The sequence below is a fragment of the Streptomyces sp. NPDC059256 genome (assembly GCF_042753785.1).
Classification (GTDB): Bacteria; Actinomycetota; Actinomycetes; order Streptomycetales; family Streptomycetaceae; genus Streptomyces.
The window spans coordinates 35,837-58,602 of sequence record NZ_JBHYZO010000016.1 but is presented as its reverse complement, the minus strand read 5'-3'; the positions used below and the strand labels follow the sequence as shown (position 1 = coordinate 58,602).

Here is a 22,766-nt window from a genome sequence, read left to right as displayed (position 1 = left end):
CGGTCACCGGTTGTACGGTCTCTCAGCACACGTCAGCGCCACGGCCATCGGAGTCGCCCCATGCCCACTGCCGCCTCACGCCACAGCGACCGGCGCATCAGCCCGGTCTTCCTCGGGATCGTCGCCGTGATGGCGGTGAGCGGCTGGGCGGTGTGGACGGACTACGCGGCGACGGTCGGGCTCGCGGTCTTCCTCTTCGTCACCTCGGCGTGGATCGTCTCGCTCTGTCTGCACGAGTACGCCCATGCGCGCACCGCCCTGCACAGCGGTGACCTCTCGATCGGCGCCAAGGGATACCTCACGCTCAACCCGCTGGCCTACACCCATGCCCTGCTCAGCATCGTGCTCCCGGTGCTGTTCGTGATCATGGGTGGTATCGGTCTGCCCGGTGGCGCGGTCTTCATCGAGCGCGGAAGCATCCGGGGGCGGTGGAAGCACAGCGCGATCTCGGCCGCGGGGCCGCTCACCAATGTGCTGTTCGCCGTCGTGTGCACGGCGCCGTTCTGGTTGGACGCGCTGGACGGCGTTCCGATGGTCTTCCGGTACGCGCTGGCCTTCCTGGCGCTCCTCCAGGTGACGGCGGCCATCTTGAACTCGCTGCCGGTGCCGGGGCTGGACGGCTACGGAGTGATCGAGCCCTGGCTGTCGTACAAGATCCGCAGGCAGGTGGAGCCGTTCGCGCCGTTCGGGCTACTCGCCGTGTTCGCGCTGCTGTTCATCCCCGAGGTCAACCACTTCTTCTTCGACGGGGTCGACGCGGTACTGCGCGGGCTGGGCGTGGGTGGGCTGGAGTCCGACTGCGGGCTGGAGTACTACCGCTTCTGGCAGGGGACCAACGAGTTCTGCGAGTCCTTCGTCGACCAGTGACGGCGAAGGCGGCTCGGGCTGCTGCCCCAGTCGGTGGGAGCCGGCGTGCCTCAGTCGGTGGCCGTGGCCCGGTGCGCGTCGATCCTGGCCTTGCGGAAGTAGTACCAGGCCATGTTCGACGAGAGTCCGGCGAGCAGCACCCAGACGATCCCGATCCACAGGCCCTGGGTGAAGGAGACCACGGCCGCCACCACGGCGAGCGCACAGACAACGAGGGCGAAGAGGGCGAGGCGGGGCATGGGGGGAGGCTCCTGTCGGGGGATTCGACCGTCCCCCACAGTGTCCCCCATGCCCCGAGGCGGCTCACACGTCGGTGACGCGCAGCCCGGCGTGCGCCTTGTAGCGGCGGTTGACGGAGATCAGATTGGCCACCAGGGACTCGACCTGGTGGGCGTTGCGCAGCCGGCCGGCGAAGACTCCGCGCATCCCGGGGATGCGGCCGGCCAGGGCCTGGACCAGGTCGGTGTCCGCGCGGGACTCGCCGAGCACCATCACATCGGTGTCGATCTCCTCGATGGAGGTGTCCTGGAGCAGTACGGCGGACAGGTGGTGGAAGGCGGCGGTGACCCGTGAGTCGGGCAGGAGGGCGGCGGCCTGTTCGGCGGCGCTGCCCTCGTCGGGCTTGAGTGCGTAGGCGCCCTTCTTGTCGAAGCCGAGCGGGTTGACGCAGTCGACGACGAGTTTGCCGACGAGTTCACCACGCAGCGATTCCAGGGTCTTGGCGTGTCCGTCCCAGGGCACGGCCACGATGACCACATCACTGCGCCGGGCGCACTCGGCGTTGTCCGCGCCCTCGATGCCCAGACCGAGTTCGACCGCGGCCTTCTGGGCGCGCTCCGCCGCACGGGAGCCGATGATCACCTTCTGGCCGGTCCTGGCCAACCGGTAGGCGAGGCCGCGGCCCTGGTCGCCGGTTCCGCCGAGCACGCCGACCACCAGGTCGGAGACATCGGGGAGTTCCCAGGGGTCCTTCGCGGCGGGCTTGGCGGCCTGGGCTTCTGCGTTCGCGGGGGTGCTCGCGGAGTTCGTCGAAGTCATGCCCCGACCCTACTCGCAAGTATTTCCTCTCGAACGGGTGAACCGGGGGCATAGACCTGACCGCCGTGTCATGTGTCCTTCATGATCTGGGGCCATGGATGCCGTACGTGTCGCCCTGCTGCGTGAAGTTCTCGCGGGTACCAAGTGGCCCGCCGCAACCCGACGTTTCGCCGGCATCCTGCGGACTTCCGTGGTACCGCGGGGCGGTGGTCTCTTGCTGGTGGGGACCGCCGAGTACGAGCCGTGGCATCTGGCGGCCCATCTGGTGGACGAGGCGGCCTGGTCGGGGTTGCCTGAGCTCACTCCGACGCTCGTCCGCCACCAGGTGCGTCCGGACGACCCGGCGCACCTGGCCGTCGGTCTGGGCCGGCTGGAGGCCGCGCGCCGCGGTGAGACGCTGCTGCTGGTCACGCCGGGGCACCCGGCGGCGGATCTGCTGGAGCGGGTGTACGACGCCAGGCGAGCGGGAGCGACGGTGCTCGCCCTGGACGGGGGGCATCCGGAGGTCGAGGGGCTGGCGCACGAGACGCTGACGGTCGAGGGGAACGCCAGGTACGTGAGCGATGCCGACGCCGTCGACGGCATCGACTTGGACACGGTGCAGCACCTGGTGAGCGCGGCAGCGGGCGAGAACAGCGTGCCCGCGGCGCGGGGCAAGCGGCACTTCCGCGATCGGCTCTCCCGGTTGGCGGACCAGTTGACCACGCCACCGCCCGCCCGCTGGTGAAGCGCCGCCCGTTCCCCGGCTGAGCGATCAGGGGGCCGGACGGACTCAACCGCACTGCGGACAGCCGACTGCGGCGAGGCGGACCGGGGCCGGTGATGGACCGGACAGGACCGTCCCCCGTCCCCGAACGGACGGCCTTCGTCCCGTCGATGGCCACATCCACCCTCGTCAGCGGCCCTTGGCCGCATCCGCTTCGCACCAGCGATGGGAATCGGAGCAGAAAACTCGCTTGCTGACGGTCCTCGACGACATGGACGATGGATCGTTGTGGCTTCCAAGCTTTCGGCGGTAATCCCGGACTTCTCCCCCTGGCACTCGTCCCGCGACTTTCGACTCTTGTGGGTGCAGGGCCTCGTCACCTTCTTCGGCAGCACCATGGCCATGGTGGCGTTGCCCCTCCAGATCAAGGAGATGACCGGGTCCCCCCTGGCCGTGGGCGCGATGGGCGCGGTCGAACTCATCCCCTTGATCGTCTTCGGTCTGTACGGCGGAGCGCTCGCCGACTACTTCGACCGACGCACGCTCATCCTCGCCACCGAAGCCGGCCTCGGGCTGCTCGCCTTCGTCCTGCTGGTGAACGCACTGCTGCCCGAGCCGATGCTGTGGCCGCTGTACGGGGTCGCTGCCGGGGTCTCCGCCCTCGCAGGTCTCCAGCGTCCGGCGCTGGACTCGATGATGGCGCGCATCGTGCCGCACGAGCAGCAGACGGCGGCTGCGGTGCTGAACACCCTGCGCTGGCAACTCGGCGGCATCGCGGGCCCCTCGGCGGCGGGCGTGATCGTGGCGTACGCCGGCCCCGCCACCGCCTATGCGGTGACGATCGTCGGCTACGCGGCCTCCGTACTGCTGTGTCTGCGGCTCAGCCCGGCGCCGGCGGCACACGACGCGGAGAAGCCTTCGCTGCGGGGCATCGCGGAGGGCGCTCGCTATGCGTGGTCGCGGCCGGTGCTGCTGGGGACGTACGCCATCGACCTGGTCGCGATGATCTTTGCGTTCCCGCTCGCGATCTTTCCCTTCCTGGCGGACGATCTCGACGCCGAGTGGTCCTTGGGGCTGATGTACACGGCGCTCGCGGTCGGCTCGGCCCTGCTGAGCGCCACCAGCGGTTGGACCTCACGGGTGCGGCGGCACGGTCTGCTGGTGATCTTCGGCGCCGCGATCTGGGGACTGGCCATCACGGCGGCCGGCTGGGTGGGCAATGTCTGGCTGGTGCTGCTGTGCCTGGCGGTCGCGGGGGCGGGCGACACACTGAGCGGCCTGGGCCGCTCAACGATCTGGAACCAGACGATCCCCGAGGAGCTGCGGGGGCGGCTGGCGGGGATAGAAGTGCTGTCCTACAGCGTCGGCCCGCAGTTCGGCCAGGTCCGGGCGGGCGCCATGGCGGGGTGGACCGGCACCCGTTCCGCATTCTGGGGCGGCGGGCTGATGTGTCTGGCCGGCGTGGGGCTGCTCACCGCGGTGTTGCCCCGGCTGGTGCGGTACGACGCGGACACCGACGAGGACGCGCTGCGCCGCCGCGCCGAGCAGGAGGCGACCGCGCAACAGCCGTGAGGGCTGGTCCCCTGCCGGCAGTGAGCGGAGCAGCCGCACCCCCGCATGGAGGGTGCGGCGCCCGGTGACCCGGCGAGCCCGGGTCACCGGGGGTCCATGGACCACGCGGCGCGGCGGCTGGGCGCTGGGGCCTCAGGAGGCCGGTCCGCCCCCGGTGCCCTGGCCGCCGTCATGCCATTTCGGGTCGTTCTCCCATTCGAGGTTGCGCTCCCGTGCGGTCTCCATCGCACGCTCCGCCTCCGCCCGGGTCCCGTACGGACCGAAACGGTTCTTCGCCGGACACTCGGGGCCCTCCTCGACCTTCTTGTGCTCCAGGCAGTAGAACCACTCCCCCGGCTTGCCGACCGTACGCCGCTTGAACAGAGCCATCAGGGGCTCTCCTCTCTCGTGCAATCTCTCGTGCCGCTGCGATGGATTCCCATGCGTGGGCGCCCGTCCCTTGTCGCCATGCTGCCCCACCACCCCTGGTTAGACTCGCTGACATGTCTGGCCAGTCACTGCTCGTACCCGGCGAGCTCTCCCCCATCCGTTCCGTGCCCGCTTCGATCCGCCGTCCCGAGTACGTCGGGAAGGAGGCGCCGACCCCGTACACCGGCCCGGAGGTGCAGGACTCCGAGACGATCGAGCGCATGCGCATCGCCGGTCGCCTCGCGGCGCAGGCGATGGCCGAGGCCGCGACCCACATCGCCCCCGGCGTGACCACCGACGAACTCGACCGGGTCGCCCATGAGTTCCTCTGCGACCACGGCGCCTATCCGTCCACCCTCGGCTATCGCGGCTTCCCGAAGTCCCTGTGCACCTCGGTCAACGAGGTCATCTGCCACGGCATCCCCGACTCCACCGTCCTGCGTGACGGGGACATCGTGAACCTCGACGTCACGGCGTTCATCCACGGGGTGCACGGCGACAACAACGCCACCTATCTGTGCGGTGATGTCGACGAGGAGTCGCGACTCCTGGTGGAGCGGACCCGTGAATCGCTCAATCGAGCCATCAAGGCGGTCAAGCCGGGGCGTCAGATCAATGTGATCGGCCGGGTGATCGAGTCCTATGCGAAACGATTCGGCTATGGCGTGGTCAGGGACTTCACCGGACATGGCATCAACACCGCGTTCCACTCCGGTCTCATCGTTCCGCACTACGACGCCGCGCACGCCACCACGGTCATCCAGACCGGTATGACCTTCACGATCGAGCCCATGCTGACCCTCGGGGACTACGAGCACGACATGTGGGACGACGGCTGGACCGTGGTGACCAAGGACCGCAAACGCTCGGCCCAGTTCGAACACACCCTGGTGGTCACGGACGGCGGAGCGGAGATCCTCACCCTGCCCTGAACCGGCCCGCTGGTGAACTTTTTACCGACAGCCCGTCGGGAACCCATTGACTTAGGTAAGCCTAAGTAGGATGATCGGTGGCGGTAGCAGCCATGCGCTGGTGCCCTCCGCACTTCTCCGTCACCTGTTCCTGGAGGTCCGCCTTGGACGCCACCGCCACCGGCACTCCCTTCTCCACGCTCATCCGCGTCGCCTCGCACGAGCAGCACACCGAAGCCGAGACCTCCTCCTTCATAAGCGACCTCATGGGTGGCCGACTGGGTGTGGACGCCTACGCGCGGTACACCGAACAGCTGTGGTTCGTGTACCAGGCGCTGGAGGAGGCCGCCGAAGCGTTGCGCGATGACCCGGTGGCGGGGCCCTTCATCCAGCCGGAGCTGTTCCGCACCGTCGAACTGGAGCGCGATCTGGCTCATATGCGGGGGGCTGACTGGCGGGCGACGGCCTCGCCCCTGCCGGCGACCGCGGCGTACGCCGCCCGGGTCGCCGAGTGCGCGAGGACCTGGCCCGCGGGCTATGTCGCACACCACTACACCCGCTACCTGGGAGACCTCTCCGGCGGCCAGATCATCCGTGACCGCGCGGAGAAGACCTGGGGCTTCGCCCGCAAGGGCGACGGCGTGCGGTTCTACGTCTTCGAGGGCATCTCCAACCCCGCCGCCTTCAAGCGGAGCTACCGCGAGCTGCTGGACGCGGTGAACGCGGACGACCTGGAGAAGCAGCGCATCATCGACGAGTGCAAGCGCGCCTTCGACTTCAACGGCGCGGTCTTCCGCGAGCTGGGCTCGGAGTTCCCGCTCAGCGCCTGATCCGAAGACGACGAAGGGGCGGTCGCCGGCACTCGGCGACCGCCCCTTCGTCGTCCGTCAGCCCTTCGATCGAATCATCCGGCGCACCGCCCCTGCCGTCGGCCGCGCAGGGCCCGCATTCCAACGGACCACGGCATCGGGGGTGGATCCTCTCGGGCAGTCGGATTCGACGGTGAGGTCGGCGGGGAACGGGTTTCGCGGCCGGCTTCGACGACCGGGGCGCGCACGCAGCACTCCGACCCACCTCCCGGCGATCCGCCGGCAGTTGGGGTTCGAGGCTCCGAAACCATGATCAGTTGCCCTGCCGGCCGCCCCACGGGACGGCCACGATCGGGTACCGGCGCGCGGTGGAACTCGGCGACCCGGTCGTCTCGCTGATGAACCGTTCCCCGCCGGGACAACAACGTTCCCCGCCGGGACGACAACGTTCGCCGGCTCCCGGAGTTGGAGCCGGGGTCATGACTCCCGGGGAGTCATCACCTCGGCGCGCAGGGTGTAGGGGACCAGCCGTGGACGCGAGCCGGCGTCCCGCTTGATGGGGGCCATCCGGATGCGCACCGGCGTCGGAGCGGGTTGGGCCAGTACCGAGGCGGGGATGGGCGCGGGCGGAGCGAGGGCTTCCAGGCGTACTCGACCGCCGATCTCGATCTCCCCGTCAGGGCCGGGAGCCGTCAGGATCTGTGAGCCCCTGCCCTGAGTGATGTTCAGGGCCCGGCCGAGTTGCTCGGTGAGCAGCAGCGCCGCCGCCCCGGTGGCCTCGTCCTCGGCGATGCCGTCACCGCGCCGGGGAAAGCCCCGGGCGCGAACGCGCCCCGCGGCCTCGTCCTCCCATGCCCAGGCGTACAGCCATCCCTCGCCCGGCGGCGGAGTGGGAAGTGCGTCCACCTCGTCGGCGCTGGCGTACTGCTCGATGAGCCGCGGCGGCGCCCACTCGGCGCGGGCCGTGATCCAGGTGAACTCGCCGTCGTTGCGCGCCCACACCTCGCCCGCGGGCGCGCTGACCGACTCCAGGTCCAACAGCCAGGCAACACCGACCAGGGGATGTCCTGCGAACGGCAGCCGTGTGCTGGGGGTGTAGATGTCCACAACGCCGCGCTCGGGGTCGTCGACGAAAACCGTCTCGCTGAAGCCGAGTTCGGCGGCGAGCGCCTGACGTGACGTCCGGTCGGGGCAGACGCGGGGGTCACGCACCACTCCGAGGGCGTTTCCGTTCCGACCGTCGGCACCGCAGAAGACATGGAGCACGTCAAGTACATCGTGCACATCGCGTTCGTTCACTCCGGCATTCAAGCACCCGATGCGCCGTCGCATAGTGATACCGCGATTGCAAGGCGACAACGACTCGTATCCGTACCCACACGGCAGTACGGAGTGGGCGAAAGCCGCAGGGCGGGAGCCCTCGTTTCGGCGCGGGCCGGATCGCTCAACCCCCGGAAACGGGCCCGGGCCGCCACCGGCGCGCGGCGTGCGCGTCGGTGGCGGCGCGGGTTTGGGTCGTGGCGGATCAGACCTGGTTGGCCGACTCACGGCGGCGCACCGCGAAGACGACACCGGCACCGGCGGCGGCGACACCCGCGGCGGCGGCGATCAGGCCGACCGTCGGAATGTCGGAGCCGGTGGAGGCCAGGGCGCCGGTGTCACCGACGGAACCGCCGACAGAACCACCGGTGGTGCCGCCACCCACAGAACCACCGGTGGTGCCGCCGCCCGTGGACGTACCCGAACCGCCGGTGGAACCACCGGTCGAGCCGCCGTCCGAGGTGCCGCCTGAGCCGTCGGGCAGGTCGGTTCCCTCAGTGAGGGAGACGGCCACGGTCAGCGGGTCGAGCGCTTCACCGGCCTTGTACATGCCCTCGAACGCCTTGGAACCGGCGGCGGTCAGCGTGGTCGCGGCGCCGGACAGCTTGACGACGTCGTTCTGCGCCTTGAGCCCGCCGGAGGGGACCTTGACGGTGGCGAACTTCAGGTCCTTGAGGGTGGTCACCTTGCCGGTCGCGCGGCTCTTGGTGGAGACGTCGGCGATCAGCGTTCCCTGGGTGCCGTTCACCTTGACCTCCAGACCGCTCATGCGGAGGTCGAGGACGTACGTACCGTCGGTGAGGTGGCCGAGGAAGCGCACGCTGCCGTCGAAGGAGGCCGCAAGGGTCTTCTTCTTGGCGTCGAAGGTGCCCTTCGCCTTGGGGAAGCGGTAGATGTCGCCGGACTTCTTCGCACCGGCGGCCAGTTCGACCTTTCCGTGGGCGATCGGGCCCGTCACGTACTCGCGGAAGCGCTCCTTGACGCCCCAGTCGAGGTTTCCGTCGACGATCGTGCCGTTGCCGACGGGAGCCGTCGGGCCGGTGGAGGTCGACGGCTTGCCGCTGGGCTGCGTCGGCTTGGTGGACGTGGAAGCCGAGGGCTCGATCACGGGCGGCTTCGACGACGTGGAGGGGGACGGGCTGCTCACGGGCGGCTTCGACGAGTTCGACGGGGAGGGCGACGGGCGACCGCCGCCCTCCGACTTCACCGTGAGAGTGGCGGCGTCGAGCACGTCGCCCTCCTTGTAGCGGAACGCCTTCGCGCCCGCTGCGGTGATCGTCGCCGGTATGTCTTTGAACAGCATCGCGCCGCCGTCGCCCTGGGCGGGGCGAACCTTGGTCATATCGAGGTTGGCGAGGGCCACGTCATTGTCGAGCGTGCCGTTGAAGGTGATGTCGGCCTGGATCGTGCCGGTCGTGCGGGTGGTGATGACCCGCAGATCCGAGAGCTTGATCGTGAAGTGGGCCGAGTTGAACACGACGCTGCCGTCGAACGTCGTGTTGGTGGCGTGGGTCGTCGTGTCGTAGATGCCCTTGCCGTTGGTGAAGGTGAACGGGCCGTTGCCCGCTGCCTGCTTGGCGCCGTCAGCGACGTCGATCTTGCCGCCACCGGCCACATAGGTGCGGAAGGACTCCTTGAAGCCCCAGTCCAGCGTGCCGTCCTTCAGGCCGATCGTCGGAGCGCCGGCCGCGGGGGCGGCTTTGGCCGAACCGGACGAGGGCTTGCCGGCCGCGACGGCGGGCAGGGCGAGGGCGGTGGCACCGAGGGCTGCCGCGGTGGCCGCGGCTGCGGCCAGGGCAAGGGGACGGCGAGAGGCTGGCATGGTGGGTTACTCCTAGGCTCCGGGGGGATTCCGGGGGGGATGCGAAGAGTCAGTTCAGTTCTGGGTCGTACGACGTCGGCGTACGGCGATCAGGGCGATGGCCACGAGGAGGAGCGCTCCGGCTCCCACCGCGACGTACACCCCGGTGGGGGATGATGAATCGGTCGAACTCGCGGCGGGGGCCGCGGCTGCGGACGACGGCTTGGCATCGTCCTTCTGCTCGGTCGGCGTGGGCGTCGGCTCCGCCGCGGTGCCCAGGTCGGGCAGGGCGGGCAGTTGCGCCTTCTTGTCCACGGTGACGGCGAGCGAGATCGGGTCCATGTCGGTGCCGGCCTGGTACATGCCACCGAATGCCTTGGCACCACCGGCGGTGAGGGTGGCGGGGGCCTCCGTGAGCGCGGCGAGACCGTTCTGGGGAGCGAAGTCCTTGGCCGTGAAGGTGATCAGGGGCACGGCCTTCTGCGTCTTGCCCGCGCTGACCACATCGGCGATCAGGGTGCCTCGACCCGACTGCACGGTGGTCTTCACCTGGGTGAGCGTCAGATCGAGGTGCTCACCGGTGAAGCGCACGGCTCCGGAGAAGGTGGCGTTCAGCGTCTGCTTCTTGGCGTCATAGGTGCCCTTGCCCTGGGGGAAGCGGAAGAGCGCTCCGCCGTCCTGGGCGCCCCCGGACAGGGTCCACTTGCCCTGGGCGATGTCCCCGGTGACGTACTCGCGGAACGTGCGGCGCACTCCCCAGTCCACCGCGGCGTCCTGGAGGGCGCCGGCCTGCTGCGGCGCCTTGGGCTTCGCGGCAGGCTTGGTGGAGGGCTTCGTCGTCTTCTTGGGCGCGGTCGGTGCGGCGAGGACATCGACGCTCAGGCTGATCGGGTCCAGCGGGGTGCCCGCCGTGTAGTAGCCGGCGAAGGCGCTGGCGCCCTGTGTGGTCAACGTGGCGGGGATGCTGTTGAGCCCGATCGGGCTGGAGCCGCCCTTCATGTTGATGCCACCGAGGCCGAGCGAGGCGAACGGGACCTGACGGGCCGAGGTCACCTTGCCGCTGCCCCTGGCCTTGCTGATCATGTCCGCATAGAGCGTGCCGCGACCGCCGGAGATCTTGACGGTCGGACGGCTGATCGCCAGGTCCAGTTCATTGCCGCCGGTCGGCTTGCGGTGGCCGGTGAAGTGGACCCCACCGGTGAAGCGCGCCTCGAACGAGCCGGTCGCGGGGTCGTAGGTCCCCTTGGCGGAGTGGAAGCGGAAGTTGCTGCCGCCCACGGTCGCGGCGCCGGAGGACAGCCGCCAACTGCCGTTGGCGATGGGTCCGGTGACATAGCTCTGGAAGGAGGACTTGATGCCCCAGTCGAGCCTGCCGCCCTGGACCGTGCGATCCGCCGCATGAGCGGTACCGGCCGGGAGCAGAGCTCCGAGCAAGGCCGCGAGTAGCGCGACGGCGAAGACGCGCACCGGTCGACACGACGGCATGGAAATACCCCTCCCGAGAAGTTCGAAGCCCACCACGGTCTGACAGACCGAGGTAAGGCTAACCTAAGCTATGTCCGGCCTGTACCGGTAGCCCCTTGCATTCCGGTTATGGCCCCTCGGTCCGGTTCAGCCATGAGCTCCAGACCAGGGGAAGACATCAGAGGGCAACTGCCCTCGCCCTGGATCAGAAGAACGACAGGACGGTGCTCCCGGTGCTCTCACGGGCAAAGTCGCGCTCGGTGCGCTCGACGCACAGATTCCGCCTGATGGGTGCGGCTGTGGCCGCGTTCGCCATCGCGGTCACGGCGACGGGCTGTGGCGGTGATTCCGCTTCGCCTTCCGAAGGGGGGAAGTCGAAGCCATCTGTGGCCCCTGACCGGGTCGAGCCGGTGAACGTCACGACCAAGCCCGAGTACCCCGTGACGGTCGGGTCCGCGGATGGGAGAAAGGTCACGATCGCCTCGGGTGAGCGCATCGTGCCGCTCACCGGATCGCTGAACGAGATCGTGTTCAGCCTCGGCCTCGGCGCACAGGTGGTCGCCCGCGACGTCACGGCGACCTTCGAGGAGGCCAAGGACCTTCCGGTGGTCACGCGCGGCCATGACGTCTCGGCCGAGAGCGTGCTGTCGCTGAGGCCGACGGTCGTGTTGGCCGAAACGGTCTCGGGACCTGCTGAATCCATTCAGCAGATTCGTGACGCCGGCATTCCGCTGGTGGTGGTGAAGACCGCCAAGGAACTCGCCGACGTGGGCACCCGCATCGAGGCCGTCGCGAAGACGCTGGGCGTCCCGGCCGCGGGAACCGAGTTGAAGGAGCGCACCGAGGCCCGCTTGGCCACCGTCCAGAAGGACATCCCCCAGCCCGCGGAGGGCAAGAAGCCGCGGGTCGCCTTCCTCTATCTGCGCGGAACGGCCTCGGTATACCTCCTGGGCGGCAGCGAGTCGGGGGCCGCGTCCTTGCTGGAGGCGGCCGGAGCGGTGGACGCGGGCAAGGAGTCCGGGCTGAAGAAGGACTTCACCGCCATCACCAGCGAAGCCCTGGCCAAGGCGGCACCCGACGCGATCCTGGTGATGTCGAAGGGCCTTGACTCCGTGGGCGGCATCGACGGCCTCATCAAGATCCCGGGCGTCGCCCAGACCCCTGCCGGAATGGACCGCAGGGTGGTGTCGATCCCCGACGGCGTACTACTCAACTACGGCCCCCGGACGGACCAGGTGCTCAAGTCCCTGGTCGACCAGCTCTACGCGAACGGCGCATGACCATGGCAACGGAAACGGAACCGGAATCGGAGTCCCCGGCGGAGAACGGGCCCGTCGACCACTCCCGATCGAGCCCGGGGACGAACCAGGCCGAACAGGACTCACCGTCCAACTCCCCTGACCCTGCGCCCTCGACAACGACACCGACACCGACAGCAACAGCAACAGCAACCAGCTTGAACACCCCGTCAGCCGCCCACCAGGGACCGGGCACACCGAAGGTCGATCTCGGCAAGCCAGCCAGCGGGACCGCATCCGCCGCACCGCAGGGACCGGCCGCCAAGGGCTCCCGTTCCACCGCGTTCCTGCTCACGACAGGTCTCGTCGGCGCGCTCGTCCTCGTATCTCTCGTCTCCGCCGGGTACGGCGCCTACGACATCCCCCTCGGCGATGTCATCGCATCGGCACGACACCGCATCGGGCTCGGGGGCGCCCCCCTCGACCGGGTCGGCGAGAGCGTCCTGTGGAACGTACGGCTGCCGCGCGTCGTGCTCGCCCTGCTCGTCGGGGCCGCCCTCGGCTGTGCCGGTGCCCTGATGCAGGGCGTCTTCGGCAACCCGCTCGCCGAACCCGGGGTCATCGGCATCTCCGCAGGTGCCGCGGTCGGAGCCGTCGCCTCCATCGCGCTCGGCCTGAGCTTCTTCGGCAACTGGACCATCACCGCCTGCGCCTTCGTCGCCGGACTCGTGACCGTGCTCCTCGTCTATGTGCTCTCCCGTTCGGGCGGGAAGACCGAGGTCGTCACCCTCATCCTCACCGGAATCGCCGTCAACGCCTTCGCCGGCGCACTCATCGGCCTCTTCATCTTCTTCGCCGACAACGCCCAGATCACCCAGATCACCTTCTGGCAGTTGGGGTCGCTCTCGCAGGCGACCTGGCCCAAGGTGCTCGCCGTACTGCCCTGCGCCCTGCTGGGGTTGCTCATCGCCCCGTTCTACGCGCGCAAGCTCGATCTGCTGGCCCTCGGGGAGCGGTCGGCGCGCCATCTGGGCGTCGACGTGGAGCGGTTGCGCATCGCCCTAGTGCTGGCCGTCGCCCTCCTCACCGCATCCGCCGTGGCGGTCGCGGGCATCATCACGTTCGTCGGGCTCCTCGTTCCGCATCTGCTGCGGATGGTCCACGGCCCAGGACACCGCTTCCTGATCCCGGGCAGCGCACTGGGCGGTGCGCTGGTGCTCGCCGTGGGCGATCTCGCCGCCCGCACGGTGGCCGAGCCCGCCGAACTCCCGCTCGGTGTGCTCACCGCACTCTTCGGCAGCCCGTTCTTCTTCTGGCTGCTGCGCAGGACCCGTCGCAAGCAAGGTGGTTGGGCATGAGGGCCATGACGAGTCTCTTCGGCTCCCGCGGTCGGGAGCTGCCCGAGCGGCCCGCCCCGGGGAGCGTGCTGGCCCGTGCGGAGGGGGTGCACGTCCAACTGGGCGGACGCACGGTCCTCGCCGGCATCGATCTGTCCGCCCGGGCGGGCGAGGTGCTGGCGCTGGTCGGACCCAACGGCGCGGGCAAGTCCACGCTGTTCGGTGCGCTTGCCGCCGACATCGCCGCCGACCAGGGTTCGGTCCGGATCGGTGACCGTCCGGCCGGCTCGTGGAGCGCCCCGGAACTGGCCCTACGACGGTCCGTACTCCCCCAGTCCACGGCCCTCTCCTTCCCCTTCCCGGTCGCGGACGTCGTACGGATGGGCCGCGCGCCCTGGGCCGGTACCGCACGGGAGGACGAGGACGACGCCGCCGTCGCCGAGGCGATGGCCGCCACCGAGACCGGCGAGTTCGCCCATCGGCCGTACTCCGCCCTCTCGGGCGGTGAGCGGGCACGGGTCGCGCTGGCCCGGGTGTTGGCCCAGCGCACCGCGCTGCTGCTCCTCGACGAGCCGACGGCCGCACTCGACCTGCGCCACCAGGAGTTGGTGCTCCGCATCTGCCGCAGCCGGGCGGCGGCAGGTGACTCCGTGGTCGTGGTCCTCCACGATCTGGGCCTGGCCGCCGCCTACGCCGACCGGGTCGCCGTACTGCACGAGGGGCGCATCGCGGCGGAGGGCGCACCGGCGGAGATCTTCCAGGACGAGCTGCTCAGCCGGGTCTACCGCCAGCCCGTCGAAGTGTTCGCGCACCCCCGCTCGGGGGCGCCGGTGGTGCTGCCCCGCCGCGCGGACTGACAGGCCCCCGCCCGGACCGTCATCCGAACCGGGGCGCCCCACCGGCACTCCCCGGTGGGCGCGTCCCGGGTACGCGACTGCGGGGAGCCGCTCGTACGCACCGCCCGGGCGGCGCATCCCCGTACCGTCCGACCGCCCAGGTGAGTCCGCGCCCGTTGCCCACTGGGCACGGCGATGCAATACAGCCGTTCTGGCGGGGCCGTGCGTAGGAGAACTCCGGTGGGGAACTCGCCGTCTCGTACGACAAGAGGGCGCGGGCAGGCTTTTCGGCGCCCCCGGCGAGCGGAGGGGGAGGGCGTGTACGGCACCTATCTGATGGGGCTGCAATCCGGGCTGGAGGCCGGCCTGGTCGCCGCCCTGGTCATCGCCTTCGCCTTCCGCAGCGGACGACGCGCCGCGCTGTCGTCCGTGCTGCTCGCCTCCGCTGCCGCGGCACTGTTGATGCTGGGGTTCGGTTCCGTACTCGAATACGGCCCGCGGGAGTTGACCCCCCACGCCGAGGGGGTCTTCGGCGGATTCCTGTCGATTGCCGCGGCCGGACTCATCGGTTGGGTGGTGCTGCGGACGCGGCGACCACCCGTCGACACGATCGGGACTGCGAACGCGACCGCGACTGCGACTGCGACTGCTTCGGCGGCGCAAGGGCCGCGCAGGGGCCACGGGGCGTTGGCGACGACAGCGGCGCTGGCGGTCTCCCATGAGGGCCTGACGGCTGCCCTGTTCTTCTGGTCCTCGGTGCGGGCCGCGTCCGACGGCCACGGCAGCGACGGCCCGCTCACCGTTCTCCTGCTCGGCATCACCACGGCAGTGCTCGTCGTGTGGGCGGTGTGGCGGCTCGTGCTGCGGGTGGACCTGTCCCGCTCGGTGCGCTGGATCGGCACCGCGCTCCTGGTGCTGGCCGCAGGAATGCTGTCGAAGGGGGTGGGCCACCTCCAGCGTGCCGACTTCTCGGACGGAGTGCCGGCAGCCGCCTTCGACTTCTCCGACGCCATCCCCGCCGAGAGTTGGTACGGGACCTTGCTGAGGGGGGTGTTGGGCTTCGAACCGGCCCCCACGGGCTTTCAGATCACGGTGTGGGCGCTCTATCTGGTCCCGGCACTCGCGCTGTTCCTGACCCCGGTAGGGTTCGGACGGTCAGTGGGGGGCAAGGAGAGTGCAGCCGATGAGAAGGCCGATTCGGGTGGGCGGGCAGCACGGGAGCCGGGCGCAGAGGGCAGTGCGGTTCCATCGAACGGTGGTGGCGGTGACGGCGCTTGCCTTGACGGCGAGCGGGTGCGTGACCGTGCACGGAGAGCGCGAGATCGTGCCGGCCGCAACGGCGGCGGAAGCGGCCGAGGCACTCAAGGAGTTCACTGACGCCTACAACGCCGCCGACAAGGCGTACGACCCCGCCAAGGCGGCGCAGCGCGTCACCGGGGCACTGGGCGCCATCAACCAGGCGGGCATCAAGTCACGCAGCGTCAACTACCCCGACGGCAATCCCCAGCATGTGCCCCTGGAGCTGACGGACGCCCGCTTCACCATTCCGAGGAAGGCCGGCTGGCCCCGGTTCTTCCTGGCCGATGCGGACTCCAATCGCGACCAGGACAAGGGCCCCGCGGACAACCGTTGGGTGCTGGTCTTCCTCCGCAACGCGCCTCAGGACGTCTGGCAGGCCGCGTACTTGACGATCCTCTCCCCCGATCGCATTCCCGCCCTGAAGATGGACCAGGACGGCTTCGCCGAGGCGATCGCGCCGGACAGTCCCGCTCTGGCGCGCGTGCCGCGCGATCTGAGCCAGGAGTACGCCTCGTACACCCAGACCGGCAAGCCCGAGCACTTCGAGGCCGGCCCCCACACCTCACAGTGGCGCACCACCCGGGTGAAGGAGGCCAATCGGCCGGGTCGCGCACGGCAGTACATCGACCAGCCGCTGAACAGCGGCGACTACGGCCCGCTGGCGCTGGCGACCCAGGGCGGCGGGGCGCTGGTCTTCTTCACCGTCCGCAACTTCGAGCGCGAGACCATGGCTCGGGGGGTGCGGATCGAGGTCCATCCGGATGTGAAGGCGCTGCTCAGTGGTGAGGTGAAGACCTCGCTGACCAAGGAGCGGATCTCCAGTCAGGCGGCATGGGTGCCGGCTGCGAGCAGCGGGCTCAACGGGGGCAAGGTCAAGGTCCTGGGACGGCTGACGGGACTGACCTCCGCCAAGGGTTCCTAGGCTGTGTGCTGGGGCCCTCCGGACCAGCCGTGCCGGTCAGGTCAGTGAGGGCGGTCGGGTCGGTCAGGCCACGTCCCAGACCACATCGGCGAGATGGGCGAGATGGGCGATAGCCGCGAGCTTGCGCCCGTTGCCGAGGTCGGCCGCGTCGGGGCGGTCGCCCCGGGCGGGCGGTGACCTTCTTCCGGAAGCTGCCGGGGCCGCTCGCCGCGGCACCGGGGGCGTCGAGGCGTCGAGGCGTCGAGGCGTCGAGGCGTCGAGGCGTCGAGGCGTCGAGGCGTCGAGGCGTCGAGGCGTCGAGGCGTCGAGGCGTCGAGGATCAACGGCCCAGTGGCCAGGCCGCCTCGTGCTCGATGTCACCGTGATCGCCGATGAACTGGGCACAGGCGTCGGTGAGGCTCTCCAGCAAGGTCAGCGGGTCGGGCAGCGGATGCTCGGGGCCCCGCACCCAGTACACCTCGTGGTCCCCGGGAAGCCGGGCGGGCGGGACGAGGACGTAACTGCCCCGGCAGTGCCAGCGCAGCCCCGGGTGCTCGTCCATGGTCTCGGGCCGGCAGTCCAGCTCACAGGGCCACCACTCGTCCTCGTCCTCGGGCGTGCCGCGGGTCGCGGTGAAGAAGAGGGCCCGCGCCTGCTCGCCCTCCCCGCCCGACTCGGCGACCGGACCGACGTCGATGCCCTGCTCCAGCAGTCGCTCCAGAGCGCTGCGGCCGGCTTCGAGGGGAACGTCGAGCACATCGTGGATCATGCCGGTCGCGGTGATGAAGTTGGCCAGGGGCTCGCCCTCGGCCCAGCGCTGGATCTGTGCGCGATCGGTGGTCGACTGCGTCTGCCACGCGAAGGAGACGGGGTGGCGCCCGGGTGTGGGACAGCCGATGCGTTCGCAGGAACATCGATAGGAGACGGGATACGCGGCAGGGGCCAGGGGCATTCCCGCATCGGCGACGGCCAGCAGCAGTTCTTCGCGGGCGGAATCGTCGGGTTCGGTGTCCTTGGCACGTCGGCGCAGCCACTGGGGCAGCCGGCTCTCCCAGGAGGGCCTGTTCTCCGTGCCGCTGTAACGACCTTTACCGTCGCCCATCTATCCCCTCACACACCTCACGCTCGCCCCACGTGGTCTCTACCATCGTCCCACCATCCTGCTCTGTGGGTGGCCACAGTTCCCAACCGGGGGTCGGCATCCGGACCGTGAGGGGGGCCCAGGCGCCGACCCGGTCGGGCCGGAGGCTGATCTTCAGCCGCGGGGGCTCAGGCCGCTGAGCGCGTACTCCACGATGGAGTCGGCGTACTCGTGGGTCAGCGGGAGGGTGCGCAGCAGCCAACGGTGGGTGAGGGGTCCGATAAACAGTTCGACGGCGGTACGGGGGTCAAGTCCGGGCCTCAGGGCGCCTGCGGCCTCGGCCGAGCGCAGCCGTTGCACATAGAGGCGGATCGGCGGTTCCAGCAGTTTCTCGACGAACTGGGAACCGAGGACGGGATCGACGATGCCCTCCGCGGCGAGCGCACGGGTGGGTCCTTCGTAGACCGGGTTGTTCATCTCGTCCACCGTGGCGCGTAGCACGGTTTTGAGGTCGGCTTCGAGATCTCCGGTGTCGGGAAAGTCATAGGACCCGTCGGCCGCCTGGTCCGCGAGATCGAGGAAGGCTTCGAGGAGCACGGCGGCCTTCGACGGCCACCAGCGGTAGATCGTCTGTTTTCCGACCCCGGCGCGGGCCGCGATGCCCTCGATGGTGGTTCGGCCGTATCCGACCTCGGTGACGAGGGCGAGAGCGGCATCGTAGATGGCTCGGCGGGAGCGTTCGCTACGACGGCTGGAATCAGGCGCCTTGGTGTCGGTCATGGCGACCAATCTACAAGAGATAAGCCGAAACGTATCGTCTCGATCGGCTGAATCATCGTACGGCCGATTGTCGAGAACCCGCCGTACCAGGGGCGGGTCACTTTACGGAGGTTTCTCCATCCGCTGAGGTCGGGCGCGCCGTACAAAACGATGAAGCAGTCGACCAGGTCACAGCGCAATGGCCGATTTGGCCTCACCATGGCTCCACACACGCAGACCGCGTGTTCCCCGTCGTACTCGTATGTGAGGAGCCCTCATTGCGCTCATCGCTTCGTGACGCCTCGCCGCGCCGCTATCTGATGTGCCCACCCACGCACTTCAAGGTGACGTACTCCATCAACCCGTGGATGGACCCGGCGAAGCCCGTCGACCTTCAACTGGCCCTGGCCCAGTGGGAGGACCTGCGCGACCGCTATCGCGCACTCGGCCACACCGTCGAGCTGCTGGAGCCGCAGCCCGATCTGCCGGACATGGTCTACGCCGCGAACGGCGCGACCGTCATCGACGGCCGGGTGCTCGGTGCCCGGTTCGCCCACCGGGAACGGGAGGGCGAGGCCGTGGCCCATCTCGACTGGTTCAGGTCCGCCGGCTACACCAAGATCCATGAACCGCTGCACATCAATGAGGGGGAGGGAGACTTCGCCGTCACCTCGTCCTATGTGCTGGCGGGTCGAGGCTTCCGATCCAGTCCGCTCTCCCACGACGAGGCGCAGGAGTTCTTCGGTCGCCCGGTGATCGGACTCGATCTGGTCGACCCCCGCTACTACCACCTGGACACGGCCCTGTCCGTACTGGACGAGGCGGCGGACGAGGTCATGTACTACCCCGAAGCCTTCTCACCGGGCAGCCGATCGGTCCTGGCACGGCTGTTTCCCGATGCCTTGATCGCGCAGGAGGAGGACGCGGCGGCGCTGGGGCTCAACGCGGTGAGCGATGGGCGACACGTCCTGCTGCCGCAGGCGGCGCTCGGACTCTTCGAGCCGCTCAGGGACCGGGGCTACGAGCCGATGGGAATGGATCTGGGTGAGCTGCTGAAGGGGGGCGGCAGCGTGAAGTGCTGCACCCAGGAACTGCGTGACTGAGCAGGATCACGACTGAGCAGGGGTGGAGGGCCGTCCCGGCTTCCCGGCAGCTGGCCGGGGGCCGGTGCGGTCCGCGATCAGGGCCACGGACACGGCCCCGCTCCAATGCGTATGCGTACGGCAGGGGCGGGGCTGAGACCGGTGGCCGATGGCCGGTGACTGATAGCTGATGACCGGTGGCTAATGACCGGTGGCTGGTGGCCTTGCGGTCCGGCGCCATGGTGGCCTCGGTCACCGCGCACCCTTCAGGCGTCGGGGGCAGCCGGCGGCCAGGGCTCGCCCCAGGCAGCGTCACGGGCGGCCCGATACAACGGACCGTGGCGCTTGGCCACGTTCTCCCGCGCCAGGCGCCCCTCCTCCTCGCAGAGGTCGAGCATCACCAATCCCTTGCGGATCTGGGGCTTGCGGACGATACGGGCCTTCGCCGGGAGAGGTGGGAAGCGGGTCGCTGCGACATAGCTGAACTTCTCGTCCTCGTACGGCAGTGAACCGCCCTTGACCTGGCGGTGCAACGAGGACCTACTGACCCTCGCGGCGAAGTGGCACCAGTCCGAACCCGGGACGATGGGGCAGTCCGCGCTGTGGGGGCAGGGAGCGGCGACCGTCAGCCCCGCCGCCACCAGCTCCTTTCGCGCGCTGATGATGCGGTCGTAGCCGTCGGGGGTGCCGGGCTCGACGATCACCACGGCTTGCGCGGTCCGTGCGGCCTCCGCGACGACGGCCATGCGGTCGGACGCCGTCAGTTCATTGAGCACGTACGACATGGTGACGAGATCGGTGCTCTCCATGGAGATCGCCGCACTGATGCGCGTGCGCTGCCAGTGTGCGTCGTGCAGGGCCGGGACCCCGGACGCCACCGCCAACTCCCTCCCCAGGGCAAGTGCGGGCTCGGCCCAGTCGAGGACGGTGGTGAGGGGCGACTCGTCCTGCCATGCCTCCGCCACCGCCCAACTCGCCGCCCCGGTGCCTCCGCCGATGTCGGTGTGGGTCGCTGGCACCCAGTCCGGCGCGGACTCCCGCAGGGCCGCCAGTGCCGAGCGGACGGCCTCGAAGGTCGCGGGCATCCGATAGGCGGCGTAGGCGGCGACATCCGAGCGGTCCCGGAGGATGGGAGCGTCGGTGGGGGTGGCACCGCGATAGTTGGCGATCAGTCGCTCGACGGCGCGTGCGGCTTGGCTGGGCGGCAGCCCGTCGAGCAAACCGGCCAGGGCGCCGCGCAGGACTTCCGCGGTGGGGGAGGTGGCATTCACCGGGTGATTCTAGGCGTTTCCACCGCGCCGCAGAGGCCGGCCGGCGTCCCATGACCCACAGCCGTCCGGCGGGGGTCGGCGGTGGGCCGCACTCCCACACAGCACGGCACGGCACGGCACAGGGAATCAATCCGTCGATGCCGAACAGCTGAACAGCCCCGGCAGACACCGCAGCTCGCATGCCCGGCAGCCCGGCAGCCCAGCAGCCCCCGACTGGATCCACACGCTCGCGGCGCCCATCGCTTCCATCAGGGCCCGAACCGAGCGGCACGGAGGGCCTGTTGCTACGCTGACGGCCGTTGACGCACACGGAACGTGAGCACCATCCATGGGCGTGAGCGGCAGCCTGCGGTGCGAGCGATGTTTCCGCAGGTGAGCAGGGGCCCGCAAGGTGAGCAGTGATCTGGCTCGGTGCACACAACAGCACCGCAACGCCGGAGAGCAGGAGAAGAAGAGCACCGCTCCGGGCCGAGAGCGGTGTCTGAGCACCAGCGTCCGAGATCCACCGGCATCACGAGCACGCGAGCAGGACCAGGCAAGGCGAGACCGCCCGCGGATATGTGCGGTCCCGCCACGGGGTGAGGCGCCGCACGGGACGGGCGCCCTCGGATGTGAGCATCGCGCTCGGGGGATCCATGAGCACACAGGGGCGCAGAAGACGGCGGATCATGCGCATGGCGCTGGCAGCCGGAGCCGGCGGAACGGCACTGCTCCTCGTACTGACCATGTGTGGCAGCGACACCGACTCCTCGGCTGCCGACGCCCCCACCCGCCCCACCACCAAGTCCTCCCCCGCACCGGCCGTGCGGCTCGCCGTCCCGCCCGCCTACGCCCCCGGCCAGCGCTGGGAGATCCCGGACGCCTCCCCCGAGCAGGCTCTCGCGCGGGCGAGCGGACTCCTCGCCCATCTGGAACGGCTGCCGAAGGGCAGGTTCCGGATGCGTACGCTCGATGTGTCGACCGGGCAACCAGGCTGGAGCGGCCACCCCTGGCAGCCGCCGACGGCCATCGACTCCTCCGTGTCCGACGCACCCGGTGGGGCTGCGGCGGGGCGCTTCCCCCGGCTGCTCTCCGTCGCCCGGGAGGGCCGCGAGTTCTTCGTGGCCTGGTCGTTCGGCAGGACGAGCGGGGACCACCTGACGTCGGACACCTTCGTCGTCCTCGATGTCTACGACGCCCTGAGCGGCGCCCGGCGACGCGTCGAACTCCCCTGGTCCGGTGCGCCGACCGTATCGGGCAGCGGACCGGGAATCCTGATCACCGACGGCCGCACCCGCAATGCGGTCGTCGATCCCCTCTCCGGGGAGACCGCCCGGGTGCCCGAGAACGCGCTGGCCCACCCCAAGGGTTGCACCGGCTGCCGTCGGCTCACCGAGGTGCGCGCGGTGACGGACAAGGGGCTCCTACTCAGCGGCGAAAGCGGCTTCTGGGTCAAGGGCGGCTGGTACAGCAGAAACGTGGCCCCCTCGGGCGCCGACCCCGCATCGGGTACGCCGACCTCCGTGGCGCCCGGCCTCCTCCTCGCCAAGTGGCGGCCGGCGAAGAAGCGGAAGGATGCGCGCACCCATGAGATCTGGGCCGTGCACGACACCGCGACGGGCAAGCCGCTCGCGCAGACGCGCTGCCACAAGCCCGCGATCGAGCCCGGCGAGTTTCCGCGCGCCGTGGTGTCGCCGAAGGGCGGGTACCTCGTAGCGGGCCATCTCGCCTTCGATCTGGAGCGCCGCAAGGCGCACTGTTTCGAGCAGTCGGACGGCTCACGGCAGCTGCTGTTGGCCACCGTGGGCGACACGGGCACGGCCTACGGCGCAACCAGTGCCCGCAGTGCGGCCGATGCGCTGGCGGGCGGTGGTGTGCCGGTGCAGTTGGAGGTGCCCCGGCCGGTGCCCCAGCCGCTGGCTCCTCAGGTGCGGATCCCGCAGTTCGAGGTGGCCGGGGTGGGCGTCTTCAGCTGGACGGACTCGAAGGACCGGCTGCATCTGCTGGGCCACCCCCGCCGCCTGCCCTGAACCGTCTACCCACCCCGACCGAGGGCGGCCCAGCCGGGTGCGCCCGCTCGGATCAGC

21 protein-coding genes and 1 pseudogene are annotated in these 22,766 nt (G+C 69.9%); 12 read left to right on the top strand and 10 right to left on the bottom strand.

Annotation, left to right across the window (positions count from 1 at the left end; genetic code table 11):
- The first annotated feature begins 60 nt into the window (after positions 1–60).
- Positions 61–867: a site-2 protease family protein gene (locus tag ACFXJL_RS26520; RefSeq protein WP_358879419.1), complete on the top strand. Its 807-nt coding sequence runs from the start codon at positions 61–63 to the stop codon at positions 865–867.
- Positions 868–917: 50 nt separating this feature from the next.
- Here ACFXJL_RS26520 and ACFXJL_RS26515 read toward each other — a convergent pair whose 3' ends face one another.
- Together ACFXJL_RS26515 and npdG are read right to left on the bottom strand one after the other, a co-directional pair.
- On the bottom strand, positions 918–1,106 hold the full coding sequence (locus tag ACFXJL_RS26515) for a hypothetical protein (RefSeq protein ID WP_384634452.1): 189 nt from the start codon (positions 1,104–1,106) through the stop codon (positions 918–920).
- 64 nt (positions 1,107–1,170) lie between these two features.
- Positions 1,171–1,905 carry an NADPH-dependent F420 reductase gene (npdG, locus tag ACFXJL_RS26510; protein ID WP_358879417.1) on the bottom strand — a complete coding sequence of 245 codons (735 nt, stop codon included), beginning with the start codon at positions 1,903–1,905 and terminating at the stop codon, positions 1,171–1,173.
- A 94-nt stretch (positions 1,906–1,999) separates the two neighbouring features.
- On the opposite strand from npdG, the gene ACFXJL_RS26505 reads away from it, so the two are divergent.
- Complete coding sequence (locus ACFXJL_RS26505; protein WP_384634449.1) at positions 2,000–2,632, top strand: hypothetical protein; 633 nt, start codon at positions 2,000–2,002, stop codon at positions 2,630–2,632.
- A gap of 267 nt (positions 2,633–2,899) precedes the next feature.
- The gene (locus ACFXJL_RS26500; protein ID WP_384696380.1) at positions 2,900–4,183 is read left to right on the top strand and encodes an MFS transporter; all 1,284 of its coding nucleotides are present in this window, start codon (positions 2,900–2,902) and stop codon (positions 4,181–4,183) included.
- 132 nt (positions 4,184–4,315) lie between these two features.
- On the opposite strand, the gene ACFXJL_RS26495 is transcribed toward ACFXJL_RS26500, so the two are convergent.
- Positions 4,316–4,552, bottom strand: coding sequence for a hypothetical protein (locus ACFXJL_RS26495; RefSeq protein WP_358879414.1), 237 nt, complete (start codon positions 4,550–4,552; stop codon positions 4,316–4,318).
- Between the two features lie 113 nt (positions 4,553–4,665).
- Here ACFXJL_RS26495 and map point away from each other — a divergent pair, with 113 nt between their 5' ends.
- Positions 4,666–5,523, top strand: a complete 858-nt coding sequence (gene map, locus ACFXJL_RS26490; RefSeq protein WP_358879413.1) for a type I methionyl aminopeptidase — start codon at positions 4,666–4,668, stop codon at positions 5,521–5,523.
- Between the two features lie 143 nt (positions 5,524–5,666).
- Positions 5,667–6,332 (top strand): biliverdin-producing heme oxygenase, encoded by a 666-nt coding sequence (locus ACFXJL_RS26485; protein WP_358879482.1) that lies wholly within the window; start codon positions 5,667–5,669, stop codon positions 6,330–6,332.
- 618 nt (positions 6,333–6,950) lie between these two features.
- Here the strand turns inward: ACFXJL_RS26485 and ACFXJL_RS26480 are convergent.
- The 3 genes and pseudogenes from ACFXJL_RS26480 to ACFXJL_RS26470 all read right to left on the bottom strand — a co-directional run.
- Positions 6,951–7,610 (bottom strand): annotated as a pseudogene (locus tag ACFXJL_RS26480) (PhzF family phenazine biosynthesis protein); the annotation flags it as partial.
- 226 nt (positions 7,611–7,836) lie between these two features.
- Positions 7,837–9,453 carry an HtaA domain-containing protein gene (locus ACFXJL_RS26475; RefSeq protein WP_384696376.1) on the bottom strand — a complete coding sequence of 539 codons (1,617 nt, stop codon included), beginning with the start codon at positions 9,451–9,453 and terminating at the stop codon, positions 7,837–7,839.
- 54 nt (positions 9,454–9,507) lie between these two features.
- On the bottom strand, positions 9,508–10,917 hold the full coding sequence (locus ACFXJL_RS26470) for an HtaA domain-containing protein (protein ID WP_384696373.1): 1,410 nt from the start codon (positions 10,915–10,917) through the stop codon (positions 9,508–9,510).
- Positions 10,918–11,183: 266 nt separating this feature from the next.
- On the opposite strand from ACFXJL_RS26470, the gene ACFXJL_RS26465 reads away from it, so the two are divergent.
- From ACFXJL_RS26465 to ACFXJL_RS26445, 5 genes are all read left to right on the top strand, one after another.
- On the top strand, positions 11,184–12,176 hold the full coding sequence (locus ACFXJL_RS26465; RefSeq protein ID WP_384696370.1) for a hemin ABC transporter substrate-binding protein: 993 nt from the start codon (positions 11,184–11,186) through the stop codon (positions 12,174–12,176).
- Between the two features lie 176 nt (positions 12,177–12,352).
- Positions 12,353–13,492 carry a FecCD family ABC transporter permease gene (locus ACFXJL_RS26460; protein WP_384696368.1) on the top strand — a complete coding sequence of 380 codons (1,140 nt, stop codon included), beginning with the start codon at positions 12,353–12,355 and terminating at the stop codon, positions 13,490–13,492.
- Positions 13,489–14,328, top strand: coding sequence for a heme ABC transporter ATP-binding protein (locus tag ACFXJL_RS26455; protein WP_384696365.1), 840 nt, complete (start codon positions 13,489–13,491; stop codon positions 14,326–14,328). The genes ACFXJL_RS26460 and ACFXJL_RS26455 overlap by 4 nt, the downstream gene beginning before the upstream one ends.
- Before the next feature lie 297 nt (positions 14,329–14,625).
- Positions 14,626–15,684 carry an FTR1 family protein gene (locus ACFXJL_RS26450; protein WP_384696362.1) on the top strand — a complete coding sequence of 353 codons (1,059 nt, stop codon included), beginning with the start codon at positions 14,626–14,628 and terminating at the stop codon, positions 15,682–15,684.
- Positions 15,632–16,528 carry a hypothetical protein gene (locus ACFXJL_RS26445; RefSeq protein ID WP_384696359.1) on the top strand — a complete coding sequence of 299 codons (897 nt, stop codon included), beginning with the start codon at positions 15,632–15,634 and terminating at the stop codon, positions 16,526–16,528. Before ACFXJL_RS26450 ends, ACFXJL_RS26445 begins: the two co-directional genes overlap by 53 nt.
- A gap of 63 nt (positions 16,529–16,591) precedes the next feature.
- On the opposite strand, the gene ACFXJL_RS26440 is transcribed toward ACFXJL_RS26445, so the two are convergent.
- The 3 genes from ACFXJL_RS26440 to ACFXJL_RS26430 all read right to left on the bottom strand — a co-directional run bounded on the left by ACFXJL_RS26440 (position 16,592) and on the right by ACFXJL_RS26430 (position 18,368).
- Positions 16,592–16,744 carry a hypothetical protein gene (locus ACFXJL_RS26440; protein ID WP_384696356.1) on the bottom strand — a complete coding sequence of 51 codons (153 nt, stop codon included), beginning with the start codon at positions 16,742–16,744 and terminating at the stop codon, positions 16,592–16,594.
- Positions 16,745–16,847: 103 nt separating this feature from the next.
- Positions 16,848–17,609 (bottom strand): bifunctional DNA primase/polymerase, encoded by a 762-nt coding sequence (locus ACFXJL_RS26435; RefSeq protein ID WP_358879403.1) that lies wholly within the window; start codon positions 17,607–17,609, stop codon positions 16,848–16,850.
- 153 nt (positions 17,610–17,762) lie between these two features.
- Entirely contained in the window at positions 17,763–18,368 is a 606-nt protein-coding gene (locus tag ACFXJL_RS26430) for a TetR/AcrR family transcriptional regulator (protein WP_384696353.1), read from the bottom strand.
- A 257-nt stretch (positions 18,369–18,625) separates the two neighbouring features.
- Between ACFXJL_RS26430 and ddaH the strand changes: the two genes are divergently transcribed.
- Positions 18,626–19,450 (top strand): dimethylargininase, encoded by an 825-nt coding sequence (gene ddaH / locus ACFXJL_RS26425; RefSeq protein ID WP_358879401.1) that lies wholly within the window; start codon positions 18,626–18,628, stop codon positions 19,448–19,450.
- Between the two features lie 245 nt (positions 19,451–19,695).
- On the opposite strand, the gene ACFXJL_RS26420 is transcribed toward ddaH, so the two are convergent.
- Positions 19,696–20,700 (bottom strand): small ribosomal subunit Rsm22 family protein, encoded by a 1,005-nt coding sequence (locus ACFXJL_RS26420; RefSeq protein WP_384696350.1) that lies wholly within the window; start codon positions 20,698–20,700, stop codon positions 19,696–19,698.
- A gap of 635 nt (positions 20,701–21,335) precedes the next feature.
- Here ACFXJL_RS26420 and ACFXJL_RS26415 point away from each other — a divergent pair.
- The gene (locus ACFXJL_RS26415; RefSeq protein ID WP_358879399.1) at positions 21,336–22,709 is read left to right on the top strand and encodes a hypothetical protein; all 1,374 of its coding nucleotides are present in this window, start codon (positions 21,336–21,338) and stop codon (positions 22,707–22,709) included.
- The last annotated feature ends 57 nt before the right edge of the window (positions 22,710–22,766 follow it).

Bases quoted from the DNA above. Each gene is read 5' to 3' on its own strand.
- ACFXJL_RS26520 (WP_358879419.1), top strand. From the start codon at position 61: ATGCCCACTGCCGCCTCACGCCACAGCGACCGGCGCATCAGCCCGGTC.
- ACFXJL_RS26515 (WP_384634452.1), bottom strand. From the start codon at position 1,106: ATGCCCCGCCTCGCCCTCTTCGCCCTCGTTGTCTGTGCGCTCGCCGTG.
- npdG (WP_358879417.1), bottom strand. From the start codon at position 1,905: ATGACTTCGACGAACTCCGCGAGCACCCCCGCGAACGCAGAAGCCCAG.
- ACFXJL_RS26505 (WP_384634449.1), top strand. From the start codon at position 2,000: ATGGATGCCGTACGTGTCGCCCTGCTGCGTGAAGTTCTCGCGGGTACC.
- ACFXJL_RS26495 (WP_358879414.1), bottom strand. From the start codon at position 4,552: ATGGCTCTGTTCAAGCGGCGTACGGTCGGCAAGCCGGGGGAGTGGTTC.
- map (WP_358879413.1), top strand. From the start codon at position 4,666: ATGTCTGGCCAGTCACTGCTCGTACCCGGCGAGCTCTCCCCCATCCGT.
- ACFXJL_RS26475 (WP_384696376.1), bottom strand. From the start codon at position 9,453: ATGCCAGCCTCTCGCCGTCCCCTTGCCCTGGCCGCAGCCGCGGCCACC.
- ACFXJL_RS26470 (WP_384696373.1), bottom strand. From the start codon at position 10,917: ATGCCGTCGTGTCGACCGGTGCGCGTCTTCGCCGTCGCGCTACTCGCG.
- ACFXJL_RS26465 (WP_384696370.1), top strand. From the start codon at position 11,184: ATGGGTGCGGCTGTGGCCGCGTTCGCCATCGCGGTCACGGCGACGGGC.
- ACFXJL_RS26455 (WP_384696365.1), top strand. From the start codon at position 13,489: ATGAGGGCCATGACGAGTCTCTTCGGCTCCCGCGGTCGGGAGCTGCCC.
- ACFXJL_RS26435 (WP_358879403.1), bottom strand. From the start codon at position 17,609: ATGGGCGACGGTAAAGGTCGTTACAGCGGCACGGAGAACAGGCCCTCC.
- ACFXJL_RS26430 (WP_384696353.1), bottom strand. From the start codon at position 18,368: ATGACCGACACCAAGGCGCCTGATTCCAGCCGTCGTAGCGAACGCTCC.
- ACFXJL_RS26415 (WP_358879399.1), top strand. From the start codon at position 21,336: ATGAGCACACAGGGGCGCAGAAGACGGCGGATCATGCGCATGGCGCTG.